Source organism: Sphingorhabdus sp. SMR4y, assembly GCF_002218195.1.
Taxonomy (GTDB): domain Bacteria; phylum Pseudomonadota; class Alphaproteobacteria; order Sphingomonadales; family Sphingomonadaceae; genus Parasphingorhabdus.
Genome location: NZ_CP022336.1, coordinates 1,284,474 through 1,297,206, shown reverse-complemented (window position 1 = coordinate 1,297,206; position 12,733 = coordinate 1,284,474). Strand labels below are relative to the sequence as shown.

General features: G+C 58.9%; 12 protein-coding genes. 8 read left to right on the top strand and 4 right to left on the bottom strand.

Annotation, left to right across the window (positions count from 1 at the left end):
• Nucleotides 1-8: 8 nt before the first annotated feature.
• The 3 genes from SPHFLASMR4Y_RS06125 to SPHFLASMR4Y_RS06115 form a co-directional block, all read right to left on the bottom strand.
• Nucleotides 9-959 carry a YdiY family protein gene (locus SPHFLASMR4Y_RS06125; protein ID WP_089132770.1) on the bottom strand — a complete coding sequence of 317 codons (951 nt, stop codon included), beginning with the start codon at nucleotides 957-959 and terminating at the stop codon, nucleotides 9-11.
• Nucleotides 960-980: 21 nt separating this feature from the next.
• Nucleotides 981-1,424: an RNA pyrophosphohydrolase gene (locus tag SPHFLASMR4Y_RS06120; protein WP_260807094.1), complete on the bottom strand. Its 444-nt coding sequence runs from the start codon at nucleotides 1,422-1,424 to the stop codon at nucleotides 981-983.
• 229 nt (nucleotides 1,425-1,653) lie between these two features.
• On the bottom strand, nucleotides 1,654-2,604 hold the full coding sequence (locus SPHFLASMR4Y_RS06115) for an alpha/beta hydrolase (RefSeq protein ID WP_089132768.1): 951 nt from the start codon (nucleotides 2,602-2,604) through the stop codon (nucleotides 1,654-1,656).
• Between the two features lie 181 nt (nucleotides 2,605-2,785).
• Between SPHFLASMR4Y_RS06115 and SPHFLASMR4Y_RS06110 the strand changes: the two genes are divergently transcribed.
• From SPHFLASMR4Y_RS06110 to SPHFLASMR4Y_RS06075, 8 genes are all read left to right on the top strand, one after another.
• Nucleotides 2,786-4,675: a 2-oxoacid:acceptor oxidoreductase subunit alpha gene (locus tag SPHFLASMR4Y_RS06110; RefSeq protein WP_089132767.1), complete on the top strand. Its 1,890-nt coding sequence runs from the start codon at nucleotides 2,786-2,788 to the stop codon at nucleotides 4,673-4,675.
• The gene (locus SPHFLASMR4Y_RS06105) at nucleotides 4,672-5,703 is read left to right on the top strand and encodes a 2-oxoacid:ferredoxin oxidoreductase subunit beta (protein ID WP_089132766.1); all 1,032 of its coding nucleotides are present in this window, start codon (nucleotides 4,672-4,674) and stop codon (nucleotides 5,701-5,703) included. The genes SPHFLASMR4Y_RS06110 and SPHFLASMR4Y_RS06105 overlap by 4 nt, the downstream gene beginning before the upstream one ends.
• A gap of 45 nt (nucleotides 5,704-5,748) precedes the next feature.
• A complete protein-coding gene (locus SPHFLASMR4Y_RS06100; RefSeq protein ID WP_089132765.1) occupies nucleotides 5,749-6,138 on the top strand; it encodes a GxxExxY protein in 390 nt (129 codons plus the stop codon).
• Between the two features lie 46 nt (nucleotides 6,139-6,184).
• Complete coding sequence (locus SPHFLASMR4Y_RS06095) at nucleotides 6,185-7,153, top strand: metal-dependent hydrolase (protein WP_089132764.1); 969 nt, start codon at nucleotides 6,185-6,187, stop codon at nucleotides 7,151-7,153.
• Between the two features lie 14 nt (nucleotides 7,154-7,167).
• On the top strand, nucleotides 7,168-8,559 hold the full coding sequence (locus tag SPHFLASMR4Y_RS06090) for a cryptochrome/photolyase family protein (protein WP_089132763.1): 1,392 nt from the start codon (nucleotides 7,168-7,170) through the stop codon (nucleotides 8,557-8,559).
• Nucleotides 8,560-8,719: 160 nt separating this feature from the next.
• Nucleotides 8,720-9,502 (top strand): SDR family oxidoreductase, encoded by a 783-nt coding sequence (locus SPHFLASMR4Y_RS06085; protein WP_089132762.1) that lies wholly within the window; start codon nucleotides 8,720-8,722, stop codon nucleotides 9,500-9,502.
• A 66-nt stretch (nucleotides 9,503-9,568) separates the two neighbouring features.
• Nucleotides 9,569-10,837: an SAM-dependent methyltransferase gene (locus SPHFLASMR4Y_RS06080; protein ID WP_089132761.1), complete on the top strand. Its 1,269-nt coding sequence runs from the start codon at nucleotides 9,569-9,571 to the stop codon at nucleotides 10,835-10,837.
• Complete coding sequence (locus SPHFLASMR4Y_RS06075; protein WP_260807093.1) at nucleotides 10,837-12,039, top strand: serine hydrolase domain-containing protein; 1,203 nt, start codon at nucleotides 10,837-10,839, stop codon at nucleotides 12,037-12,039. The genes SPHFLASMR4Y_RS06080 and SPHFLASMR4Y_RS06075 overlap by 1 nt, the downstream gene beginning before the upstream one ends.
• On the opposite strand, the gene SPHFLASMR4Y_RS06070 is transcribed toward SPHFLASMR4Y_RS06075, so the two are convergent.
• Nucleotides 12,032-12,733, bottom strand: coding sequence for an SDR family NAD(P)-dependent oxidoreductase (locus SPHFLASMR4Y_RS06070; protein WP_089132760.1), 702 nt, complete (start codon nucleotides 12,731-12,733; stop codon nucleotides 12,032-12,034). The genes SPHFLASMR4Y_RS06075 and SPHFLASMR4Y_RS06070 overlap by 8 nt on opposite strands.

Below are 12,733 nucleotides of genomic sequence, written 5' to 3'. Positions count from 1 at the left end.
GCTAACTGCTAGAAATCATAGACGAGAGTCGCGCGGCTGAGCGTGTCGGTCTTGATTCTCCCCGCCGGCGGATTGGTTTCATGTTCGATCGTATAGGAAAGGCGGGCCGAAAGCGCGCCGAGCAGCTTCGCCTCCAGCGCTGACGTGGCGGTCAGGCTGGTGTTGTCACTGTCGACGACGATCACAGCCGAGCTGAAGCCCTGTGCATCGCTGGCATAGGTGCCGCCGGCATCCTGCGAAAATTTCAGATGATCGGAAATCTTCCAGTCAAAATCCAGACCAGCCAGCGCGGCGAGACTGCTTTTTGAGCCACCGCCGGCAAAATCCGTGATCCGAATTGCCGGACCCGCCTTGATCGCGAGACGGACGTCTTCGGTTTTGACCAGTTCATACCCGAGTCCGCCGGACACGGTGTAGCGGGCGGAGAATCCCTGAAAACGGTCGCGTTCAAACTGGGCCAGGCCATAAGCATAGAGGCTTGAGTCGAACTTGTAATTGGGTTCGATAGTCGCGCTCAACTGATCGCGGGTGGTGCTCCCCGCGCTGCGTTCATAGTCGGCCCGGGCCTTGATATTCAGCCGCCACTTGACCGCATCCTTGACCAGTTTCAGCCCGCCGGAAAGGCCCAGATTGCTGGTGTTCCCGGTCGAACGGAAGCCGCCGATCTCGCCTTGACCCTGCCAGTTCTCGAAAAAGCCGGCTTCCTGTTTCTCGCGCAGGGCTGCTGCGGCTGATTTGACTTGCAGAGCGTTATAGTCGGCCATCAGGGCGTCGATCTCGGCATGGGCCTCGGGGTTCGTCGCTCGCGCGATCTTCACCACAGCAGCAATATCCTGCTTGTCGCCTGTCGCAATCGCGGCTTTGATCATGGCCTTGACCGGATCGGGCAGTGCGGCGGCAGCTGGCGAGGAAAGGCTTGCCGCAACGAGAATTGCGGCCGCTAATGCTGGTCTGGTCATGAAATGTCCTGCTTGCTGTTACTAGATCAGCGGCAGAAACTCTTTCAACACCGCCCGATACAGGTCTCTTTTGAAGGGAACGATCAGGTCTGGCAAGCCTTGCGGGTCGGTCCATTTCCAGTTTTTGAATTCGGGATGCTCGGTCTGGATATCGATATGCTCATCCTCGCCGGTGAAGCGCATCAGGAACCAGCTTTGCCGCTGGCCGCGATATTTGCCTTTCCAGATCTTGCCGAGCAGTTCGTCGGGGAGATCGTAGAGATATTCTTCGGAGCTGCGACCGATGATCTGCACGAGATCCTCGATCACACCGGTCTCCTCGCGCAGTTCGCGCAAGGCCGCGGTTTCAGGCTCTTCGCCCTTGTCGATCCCGCCTTGCGGCATTTGCCATGCGTCGGGATATTGGCTGTCCGCCGCATCCAGACGCTGGCCGACAAAAACCTGTCCCGACCGGTTCGCGAGCATGATACCGGCGCAGGGGCGGTAGGGGAGATGGGAGAAGTCGATGATATATACCTTTCCAAAATCACGCGTTGTGCTGTTCTGCCTGACAGGCGATCCGTCTCGGCGTGCCTCTAGCCTATAAAGGCTGATACACCCAGCTGCGCTTCAAATGGAATCTAGTTATCCGCTGTGCGAACGGCAATAGCAGGAACACCACCATATCCACAATGCTGCTGGCTCGCGATCCGCGCTAGGAGTCGAGCGAGGCCAGCAATGTTTTCCACGCGGCGATCATCTTGTCGACATCCTGCGCAGCGGACGGGACCGCCTTGCGGATGTTGATGAAGCCATGGACATTGCCCGGCATTTCGATGAAAGTCGTGTTCACACCGTGGCGGATCAGATCCGCGGCATAGTCGCGGCCCTGGTCGCGTAGCGGATCAAGACCGGCGGTGACCAGCACCGTTGGCGGGGATTTCGCAAGATCGCCGAGATAGGGTGAGACCTGAATATCATCATCCTTGGCCGCATAATGGTTGTTGAAATAGTCCATACTGTCTCTGGTCAGCAGAAATCCTTCGGCAAACTCGTCCATTGATCCGCCTGCTGCGTCCATGCGGGTGGCGGGATAGATGGGAAATTGCGCGACAACGGGAACAGCAGCGGGATCCTGGGCCAGCACTTGTCCGACAACCAGCGTGAGGTTGCCGCCGGCGCTGTCACCACAGGGGATCATCCCGCTGATCTTGAGCTTGAGCTGTTCCTGATTGTCGGCGACCCAGCGCGTTGCGGCGAGACTGTCCTGCGGTGCAGCCGGGAAAGGCGCTTCCGGGGCCAGTCGATAGTCTACAGCGATAACCGGCATGTCCATTTCGCGCGCTATATAGGTGCAGAAGCTATGGTGGGATTCGAGATCGCCGATCACAAAGCCGCCACCGTGATAGAAGATGATGACGGGTGTTTCCGCACTGCGCTCGGCCTGGCTGTCATAAAGACGCAGCGGGATTTCGCCGGCGGGACCGGGACAGGAGATGTCCTCGATTCGTGGCAGTTCGACGGCGTCCGCTTCCAGCATCGCCGCCATCACATTGTACATTTCGCGGGCTGCTGCGGGTTCGACTTCCGACATCAGCGGCTGGTCCGATTGCGCCATCATAGTCAAAATCATCTGCACATCGGGGCGCACATAAGCGTCAGTCATCTCTCATCTCCTAGCTTTTAATTGACCGATTAGATCAGGCCATGTTCACTAGGCAAGCGCTAATCGGGAGGGGCGTCCCAAACAAATGCTTTATCCCTATTAGTTTTTGTGGTTTGAAGCGGGGCACATTGCTGCTCTAGAGCGGGATGCGTAATAATAATCAAGGCACGGAAAATCCATTATGGCCACCGCATTGAAGCAGGAAGAACCGAATAGTCCCCATAGTGACGGCGCAGAAAATGTTGTCGTCCGTTTCGCCGGAGATAGCGGCGACGGGATGCAGCTGACCGGAGGGCAGTTCACCCTGTCGACGGCGCTGGCGGGCAGTGATCTCGCGACCTTCCCGGACTTTCCGGCTGAAATCCGGGCCCCGCAGGGAACCCTGTTCGGCGTGTCCGCTTTCCAGATCAACTTCGGCAGCCGCGCGATTGAGACTGCGGGCGACCAGCCGGATGTGCTGATCGCGATGAACCCGGCCGCGCTGAAGACCAATGTCGACGCCTTGCGTCCCGGTGGTCTGATCATCGCCGATGAGGGCGAGTTCGGCAAACGCAATCTCGACAAGGCGAAATATGAGAATAATCCGCTGGAAGACGGGTCGCTGGCCAAATGGCAGTTGCTCAAGCTGGATATTTCCGCGCTGACGCTCGAAGCTGTGAAGCCGTTCGGACTGGGCAACAAGGAAGCGCTGCGCTGCAAGAATATGTGGACGCTGGGCCTCGCGCTGTGGATGTTCGAGCGCGACCGTGAACCGATCATCGACTGGCTGAAGGGCAAATTTGCCAAATTGCCGGATGTTGCGGATGCCAATATTGCAGCGCTCAACGCCGGTCATGCTTATGGCGAAACCGCCGAGCTGTCCGGTGACGGACTGGGCAGCAGCCATCTGACCACCCGCAAGGTCGGCGCGGCACCGTCTGCACCGGGAAAATATCGCACGGTGACCGGCGCAGAGTCGCTGTCGCTGGGACTGGTTGCCGGGGCGCAACTGGCGGACCTGCCGATGTTCTTCGGCGGCTATCCGATCACGCCGGCCTCGGCGATCCTTCACCATCTGTCGCGGCTGAAAGAATTTGGCGTGACCACATTTCAGGCTGAAGACGAAATTGCGGCAATCGCGGCGGCTATTGGCGCAAGCTATGCCGGCAAGCTCGGCATCACCTCATCCTCCGGTCCGGGGATCGCGCTGAAAGGCGAGGCAATCGGTCTGGCGATCATGACCGAATTGCCGCTGGTGATTGTCAACTCGCAGCGCGGCGGACCTTCGACCGGACTGCCGACCAAGACCGAGCAATCGGACCTCTACCAGGCTGTCTATGGCCGCAACGGCGATGCGCCGATGCCGGTGATTGCCGCCCGTTCGCCAAGCGATGCATTCGAATGCGCAATCGAGGCGGTGCGCATTGCGGTGCAATATATGACACCGGTGATGCTGCTGACCGACGGCTATATCGCCAATGCAGCCGAGCCTTGGAAAATTCCCGATGTTTCCGGTCTGGAGCCGTTCCCGACGTCGTTCCTCGAAACCATGCCGGCAGACGGACTGAAGCCTTATGCCCGCGACGAGAAGTTGGCTCGGCCCTGGATCAAGCCGGGCACGCCGGATTTGATGCACCGTATCGGTGGCATCGAGAAGGGCGTGGATACCGGCCATATCGATTATGGTGCGGCCAACCACCAGAAAATGACCGAAATCCGCCGCGACAAGGTTTTGGGCGTTGCCGACAGCATTCCGGATCAGGAGGTTGCGCTTGGTAATACAAGCGGCAAGCTGGCGGTTGTCGGCTGGGGGTCAACCTTCGGGCCGATCCACCAGGCAGTGCGCCGGGCCGTGGAAGCCGGCAAGGATGTCGCCCATATCCACATCAGAAATATCTGGCCGATGCCGAAAAATCTCGGCGACCTGCTGAAAAGCTATGACCGGGTGATCGTGCCGGAAATGAACACCGGACAGCTGAAAACCGTGTTGCGCGATCAGTATCTGGTCGATGCCAAACCGGTGAACAAGGTTTCCGGCCAGCCGTTTACCATTGCCGAAATTGAAGCGGCGATTGAGGAGAATCTGTCATGAACGAGATGACAAAAATCACGACCACGCTGAAAGACTGGGAAACCGATCAGGAAGTCCGCTGGTGCCCCGGATGTGGCGATTACGCCATTTTGAAGGCGGTACAGCGCACGATGCCCGATCTGGGGGCTGATCCGTCCAAGACGGTCTTTGTCAGCGGTATCGGCTGCTCCTCGCGCTTTCCTTATTATATGGAAACTTACGGCTTCCACACGATCCATGGTCGCGCGCCGGCTGTGGCGACCGGCGTCAAGCTGGCCAATCCGGAGCTCGACGTGTGGATCATCACCGGCGACGGCGACGCGCTGTCGATCGGCGGCAACCACACGATGCACTTGCTGCGCCGCAATCTCGATTGCCAGGTGATGCTGTTCAACAACGAGATTTACGGGCTGACCAAGGGGCAATATTCGCCGACCAGCCGTCAGGGTACGCAGAGTCCCTCGACGCCTTATGGTTCGGTCGACCGGCCCGCTTCGCCCTGTGCCTTTGCTTTGGGCGCCGGTGCGCGCTTTGTTGCGCGCGGCATCGATGTTCACAAGGGACTGCCCGACGTTCTGAAAGCGGCGCACGCGCACAAGGGCACGTCCTTCATCGAAATTTTCCAGAATTGCATCGTCTATAACAAGGACGTGTTCGAGGAATTTGCGGCGAAGAAAACCGCTGCCGATACGCAACTGCATCTGGTCGACGGCGAACCGATGCTGTTCGGCAAGGGCACCAAGGGCATCACGCTCAATCGCAAGACGCTGCAGCTGGAAGTCGTCGACGTGGTCGACGGCGACTGGCAGGCGGCCGACGTGATCGTTCATGATGTCACCAACCGGTCGGTGGCGCATATGCTGATCGAAATGCAATTCGGTGAATTTCCGATGGCTCTGGGCGTGCTCTATGACGATCCGCGGCCGACATTTGAATCGGCTGTGGTCGCGCAGAACGAGGCTGCGGCAGCTGGCAAGAAGCCGGATCTGCAGGCTTTGCTGAGCAAGGGGCAGACCTGGACGGTGACTGAGGGTGGGCCGGAACTGTAAAGATTTTTGGCTCGCACGAAGGCACGAAGGCACTAAGATGAGAGCGTGCCAAGTCTTGAGGAAATCGCGAAAATATCTGTTGATTGCGGGTTTCACCTGCACAGGGATATTGGGCCGGGACTCCTCGAATCCGTCTATGAAGTTTTGCTTTTCGAAAGCCTGAAGGACAGGGGGCTTTTTGTCGAAAGGCAGAAGATCATACCTGTTACGTTTAAGGGCCGGGTTTTGGACGATGCGTTTCGTGCGGACCTCATCGTCGAAAAGCGACTGCTGATAGAGTTGAAGTCTACCGAACGGCACTCGCCTGTTCATGCAAAACAACTGTTAACTTATTTGCGACTGATGGATTTGCCATTGGGTTTCCTGATGAATTTTGGCGCAGCCACTTTCAAAGAAGGTGTCAAACGTCTGGCAAATAACTATTTCCGAGGCTAGGCAATGCAAGTTCTTTGTGCCTTCGTGGCTTCGTGCGAGATAAAATTTGGATAATCTAACCCATAGCCTAGCGGGCGCTGTTCTCGGCCAGATGGGTCTGAAACAGAAAACCGGCCTCGGCATGGCGACTTTGATCATTGCCGCCAATATTCCCGATATCGATGCGGTTGCGACCTTGCTCGGCGGCGTGCAGCATCTGGCGATCCGGCGGGGGATCACCCACGGGCCGATTGCGATGCTGCTGTTGCCGATGGTGCTGACCGGGATCATGATATGGTTCGATCGCTGGCAGGAAAAGCGTGGGAAACGGCCTGCGGACCGGTTGCCGATCCACAAGGGCTGGTTGCTGGCGCTGGCCTATATCGGGTGCCTGAGCCATCCGGCGCTGGACTGGCTGAACAGCTATGGCATTCGCCTGCTCGAGCCCTTTTCATCGCAATGGTTTTACGGTGACAGCATCTTCATCATCGATCTCTGGATCTGGGCGGCGATGATCGCTGGCCTCTGGGTTTCGCGGCGACGGGAGAAAAAGGGGGCGGACAACTGGCAACGACCCGCGTGGATCAGCTTTGCTGCCGTCTGCGCTTATATTTTCGCCAATGGCGTGATCACCGGCAAGGCGGAAGCGGAGACCAAGGCGATGCTCGCGCACGATGCTGCTCAGGGCGAAGCGAATATGGTGGTGGCCAACCCGGTGCCGCTTCAGTTCTGGAAGCGCGAGATGCTGTGGCGGAATCATTCTGCATATGGATCAGGTGCTTATGATCTGTTTGCTGGACTGATTCTCGATGAAAAACAGGCCATGGCCGAACCCGGCCGGGCGCTGCTTCCCGAGCTGGCAACCGCCAGCGATGACGCCGCGGCTTTCCTGTTCTGGTCGCGGATGCCCGTCGTTGAGCGGGATCAAGCCGAGGCCATTGTCAGGGACCAGCGCTTCATGGATCCGCTGGTCGGGGACCGGTTCTCGGTCCGGGTGAATGTCCGAAAAGACAGGTTGGATCAGACGGCTCCCTGAGCGAAGGCTGGGATATGACAAAACCCAAAATTATCTGGTTCCGCCGCGACCTTCGTCTGGCCGATCAAGCTGCCGTTGCTGCTGCCGCATCAAGTGGTCCGGTCATCCCGGTCTATATTCTCGACGATGAAACGCCCAGACACCGCATCATGGGCGGCGCTTCGCGCTGGTGGCTGCACCGGTCATTGGAAGATTTGGAAGCATGTTTGCAGGCTTTGGGATCACGTCTGATCCTGCGTCAGGGGCCGGCCGCAGAGCATTTGGCCGAAATTGTCAAATCGACCGGTGCGGATGAAATCCATGCGCTGCACCATTACGAGCCCTGGTGGATCAATGCCGAACGAATGTTGGAAAAGTCTCTCGGCGACGAAGCCCAGCTGATCCTGCATGATGGCAATTATCTGTTGCCGCCCGGGACCGTGACCACCGGGGCTGGCACGCCCTATAAAATCTACACGCCGTTCTGGAAGGCGTTGCGCCAGCATATGCCGCCGGGGGAAGCCGCTCCGGCGCCCGATAGTCTGGTAACACCGGAGAGCTGGCCGGACAGCGATGCGCTGGAGGATTGGAGCCTGTTGCCCAGCAAGCCCGACTGGGCCGCCGCTTTTGGCGACCATTGGAAACCCGGGTCGGCGGGCGCGGAGGATAATCTCGAGGATTTTGCCGATAAGGCGGCGGCCTATGACGAGGGCCGCAATCTGCCGTCCGAAGAGCTGGTCTCCCGCTTGTCGCCGCATCTGCATTTTGGCGAGATCAGCCCCGCCACCGTCTGGAACCGGCTGGCGGAGCAGGGCAGCAAGGTGGAAACCTATCTCAAGGAGCTGGTCTGGCGCGACTATGCGCAAAATGTGATCGAACAGTTCCCGCAATATGGCGGCGAGAGCTATCGCGAGAAAATGCGCGCGCTGCCGTGGCGGGAATTGAGCGATGATGCGGTGAAGGCCGATTTCGAGGCCTGGTGTCAGGGCCGGACCGGCTATCCGATCGTCGACGCCGGAATGCGCGAATTATGGGTGACCGGCTGGATGCACAATCGCGTGCGGATGATCGCGGCGAGTTTTCTGATCAAGCATCTGCTGATCGACTGGCGCGAGGGCGAGCGATGGTTCTGGGACACGTTGGTCGACGCCGACTACGCCTCCAACAGCGTCAACTGGCAATGGGTGTCGGGCACCGGCGTCGACAGCAATATGTTCGTCCGGATCATGGCGCCGCTCAGCCAGTCGGAGAAATTCAATGCCGGGGACTATATCCGGCGATGGGTGCCTGAACTGGCGGATATTGGCGATCCTTATATTCACGATCCGGAGGACCATGGCTGCAAGCCGTCGGATTATCCCGCCAAGATCATCGGCCACAAGGAATCGCGGCAACGCGCCCTTGATGCATATGCGAAGGTCAAATAAGCTGGGGAATTGAAATCTGCGCGCCGGGCCGCTATTGTTGGCGCACAGATCACAAGGATATCGGGTCGATGAACAAATAGGTCGCCGTCAGGCATTATCAAAATATACGCTCTCCAGTCCGCCGGGCTGGACATTTTGACACCTATATTCAGGATCTTTTATGCACAGACTATCAGGAAAATTTTGCGTTATCACCGGTGCAGCGCGCGGTATCGGCAAGGCCATTGCCAAGGCCTTTGTCGACGAAGGCGCGACGGTTCTGCTCACCGACTGCGATGCCGATATGCTGCAGGCCACCGGGAAAGAACTGGGCTGCGAAACATTGTTGCTCGACGTGGAGCAGGAAACCGACTGGGAACAGTTAGCGGCGTTGCACCCGAGGGCCGATGTTGTGGTCAACAATGCGGGCGTCACCGGCTTTGAAAAGGGCGTGGGGCCGCATGATCCGGAAAATGCCTCGCTCGAGGACTGGCGCGCTGTCCACCGGGTCAATCTGGACGGGACCTTTCTCGGCTGTCGCTATGCGATCCGGGCGATGAAGGACACGGGCACCGGATCGATCATCAATATCTCCTCGCGCTCCGGGCTGGTCGGCATCCCCGGCGCAGCGGCCTATGCCTCGTCCAAGGCCGCTATCCGCAACCACAGCAAGTCGGTCGCGCTCTATTGCGCGCAGCAGGGCTGGCAGATCCGCTGCAACTCGATCCACCCCGCGGCGATCATGACGCCGATGTGGGAACCGATGCTCGGAGAAGGCGAAGCGCGGGCGGCCTCGGAAAAGGCGCTGGTCCGCGATACGCCGCTGCAGCGGTTCGGCAAGGACAGCGAAGTGGCAGCGATTGCGGTGCTGCTGGCATCGGACGAAGCGGGCTATATTACCGGATCGGAACTGAACATTGACGGCGGCATATTGGCCGGTTCTGCTGCCGCACCGGGAAGCTGAGCGATCGCTGGCGATAGCGGATAGTTCTACGTTGCCAAGCGGTTAACGCTGGTCCATATTTGCGCCATGAATGTCGAAACCCCCAAGCGCGGCCAGCATCTGCTGGACGGCCGCAAGAGATTCGCCACCGGCGGGGGGTTTTTCGCGCGCCTGTTCGCGCCCGGTTTTCACCATATACTCGACCGGATCGATGCCGGGCTCGACCACGGAACGTTCGAGGGCAAGCTGCCCGACGGGACGACCCGGATATTGGGCGGGCGCGGCGAAGGTCCGATGGCGGAGGTCGATCTGCGCAGCTGGAACGCCCTGTTGCGGCTGATCAACAGCGGCTCGGTCGGCTGGTACCGGGCGTGGGAGCTGGGCGAGTGGGACAGTCCCGACCTCGTGTCGGTGTTTGATCTGTTTACCCGCAACCGCGAGGGACTGAAAAGCACCGGCCGGGCATCCGGTCTTTTCAACTGGGTGGTGCGCCGCCGCCATGCGAAACGCGACAATGACAAGCGTCGGGCGCGGCAGAATATCCAATATCATTATGATCTGGGCAATGATTTCTACCGGCTCTGGCTGGATGAAAACATGATCTATTCCAGCGCGATTTTTACCAGCGAGGCCGATAGTCTGGAGCAGGCGCAGCGGAACAAGATCGAGGCCATTGCGCAAAGACTGTCTACCAAGGCCGGTGCCAGCGTGCTGGAAATCGGCTGCGGCTGGGGCGCGTTGTCGGGCAGCCTGGCGCGCGATCACGGACTGGATGTGACCGGTATCTCGCTGTCGGATGAACAGACCGCCTGGGCGCGGGACCATCATCCCGAACCGCAATTTCTGATCCAGGATTACCGCGATGTTGATGGCCAGTATGACGCCATTGCCAGCGTCGAGATGGTGGAGGCGGTCGGCCAGCAATATTGGCCCGATTTCCTTGATTGCATCGCCCGCAACCTGAAGGCCGGCGGCCGGGCGGCGCTGCAATATATCGCGATTGCCGATGATATTTTCGAGCAATATGCGAGCAGCGCGGACTTCATCCAGACCTATATTTTCCCTGGCGGCATGTTGCTGTCGGAGAGCCGGTTCCGGGCGCTGGCCGAGCAGCGCGGCCTGCAATGGACCGACCAGAAAAATTTTGGGCTCGACTATGCGCGGACCCTGAAAATCTGGCGCGAGCGGTTTGACGAAGCGGTGGAGCGCGGCGATCTGCCGGCCGGATTTGACGAGAAATTCGTCCGTCTTTGGCGGTTCTATCTGACCTATTGCGAAGGCGGTTTTCGTGGTGGTGGCATCGATGTCGGCCAGGTGACGCTGATAAAGAATAATGAAAGTGGGAGAGTGGACTAATGCGATTTATCGGAAAGCTGGCGATGCTGGGCGCTGCCTGTATCAGCCTGACAGCCTGCGAGCAGGTGCAGAAAGTTGCGGCGGATGCCGCCGGTCTGCCGACCGACAAGAATATCCTGTTCTGGACCGATGCGCAGCGCGACAAGGCTTTCCGGATGATGGACACACTGGCCCCGTCCAGCACGATCGAAGCCGGTGATAATCCACGCAAGCTGGAAACCGGAAATCCGCTCCCGGACAGTTTCGAAATTGCCGGCAAACCGCTGTCGATCACCAACTATATGGATGAACAGAGGCTGGCCGGGATGGTCATTCTGCAGGATGGTAAAATCCGCAAGGAAGAATATCGCCGCGATTTTGAACAGAGCGACCGCTGGACATCTTTCTCGGTGGCCAAGTCTCTGGTCTCGACACTGGTCGGTGCGGCGATCAAGGACGGTTATATCAAATCGATCGACGATCCCTTGACCCAATATATCCCGGAGCTGAAGGGCAGCGGCTATGACGGGGTGACGGTTTTGCAACTGCTGACCATGACGTCGGGGGTGAAGTGGAATGAGGATTATGGCGATCCGAAATCGGATGTGGCGCTGTTCAACAATACCAAACCGGTCGACGGCATGGACCCGATCATCGTCTATATGAAGACGCTCGAGAACGAGGCGACACCGGGCACGCGCTGGCAATATAATACCGGCGAGACCAATTTGATCGGTGTGCTGGTGGCCAAGGCGACCGGCAAGACTCTGTCTGAATATCTGTCTGAAAAGGTCTGGAGACCTTATGGAATGATTCAGGATGCCGAATGGCTGCTCAACGAGGGTGGCAAGGAAATCGGCGGCTGCTGTATCTCGGCGACAATAAGAGATTATGCCCTGTTCGGCCAGTTCGCGATGGATGGCGGCAAGATCGGCGAGACCTCTGTGGTGCCCGAAGGCTGGTTTGAAAAGGCCGGCTCGAAACAGGCGGATATTGGCGTTCCGGGTCGCGGCTATGGCTATCAGTGGTGGACCTTTGACGACGGCAGCTTTGCCGGCCAGGGGATTTTCGGCCAGGGCATATTCATCGACCCGGCACACAAGCTGGTCATCGCGACCAATGGCAACTGGCCGAGTGCGTCACCCGACGAGCAGAAGAGCCAGCGGAACGCCTTTTACCAAGCGGTGCAAAAATATGTGGCGGCAGAGCCGCCGGTCAGCTGACCTGGAAATGCTCGCCGGTTTCGAAATCGCTGGCGAGTATTTCAACCAGCCGGTCGGCGACGACCGACGGCAGTTTGACACTGGCCGGATCCTCGCCGGGATAGGCACTGGCCCGCATTTTTGTGCGGGTCCGGCCGGGATCGACAATGGCTGTGCGAATCTTGCCCAAATTGCGCATTTCTTCGCCATAGCTGGTCAAAAGGGACTCAAAAGCGGCTTTTGATGCCCCATAAGCGCCCCAAAATGCCCGCGGCTTGCGGCCGACGCTGCTGGTCATGCCGACAAGCCGGGCATTGTCGCTTTTGCGCAGCATCGGATCAAATCCGGCGATCAGCGCCTGCTGCGCGATCAGGTTGAGCGTCAGGACGCTGTTGAATTCCTTGCCGTCGATCGCCGGAACCGGTGCCAGTGTTCCCAGCATGGCGGCATTGAGGACAAGAATATCGAGACCCTCCCAGCGCCCGGCTATGGCGGTCGCGAGACGTCCGATACTGTCGCCATCGGTCAGGTCGAGCGGCGCGATGGTGGCGCTGCCGCCGGCGTTGTGAATCTGTTCCTCGATCTTTTCCAGACCATCGGCACTGCGGGCGGTGATTACGACATGAGCGCCTTCCGCGGCCAGGGCCAGAGCGGTTGCCGCACCAATCCCGCGGCTTGCCCCGGTGACGAGCGCCAGTTGACCTGTAAATTTCAT

What these genes read in the sequence shown, in the direction of transcription:
- SPHFLASMR4Y_RS06115 (WP_089132768.1), bottom strand. Translation starts at nt 2,604, where the DNA reads ATGACTGACGCTTATGTGCGCCCCGATGTGCAGATGATTTTGACTATG.
- SPHFLASMR4Y_RS06080 (WP_089132761.1), top strand. Translation starts at nt 9,569, where the DNA reads ATGAATGTCGAAACCCCCAAGCGCGGCCAGCATCTGCTGGACGGCCGC.
- SPHFLASMR4Y_RS06110 (WP_089132767.1), top strand. Translation starts at nt 2,786, where the DNA reads ATGGCCACCGCATTGAAGCAGGAAGAACCGAATAGTCCCCATAGTGAC.
- SPHFLASMR4Y_RS06120 (WP_260807094.1), bottom strand. Translation starts at nt 1,424, where the DNA reads ATGCTCGCGAACCGGTCGGGACAGGTTTTTGTCGGCCAGCGTCTGGAT.
- SPHFLASMR4Y_RS06070 (WP_089132760.1), bottom strand. Translation starts at nt 12,733, where the DNA reads ATGAAATTTACAGGTCAACTGGCGCTCGTCACCGGGGCAAGCCGCGGG.
- SPHFLASMR4Y_RS06085 (WP_089132762.1), top strand. Translation starts at nt 8,720, where the DNA reads ATGCACAGACTATCAGGAAAATTTTGCGTTATCACCGGTGCAGCGCGC.
- SPHFLASMR4Y_RS06075 (WP_260807093.1), top strand. Translation starts at nt 10,837, where the DNA reads ATGCGATTTATCGGAAAGCTGGCGATGCTGGGCGCTGCCTGTATCAGC.
- SPHFLASMR4Y_RS06105 (WP_089132766.1), top strand. Translation starts at nt 4,672, where the DNA reads ATGAACGAGATGACAAAAATCACGACCACGCTGAAAGACTGGGAAACC.
- SPHFLASMR4Y_RS06125 (WP_089132770.1), bottom strand. Translation starts at nt 959, where the DNA reads ATGACCAGACCAGCATTAGCGGCCGCAATTCTCGTTGCGGCAAGCCTT.
- SPHFLASMR4Y_RS06090 (WP_089132763.1), top strand. Translation starts at nt 7,168, where the DNA reads ATGACAAAACCCAAAATTATCTGGTTCCGCCGCGACCTTCGTCTGGCC.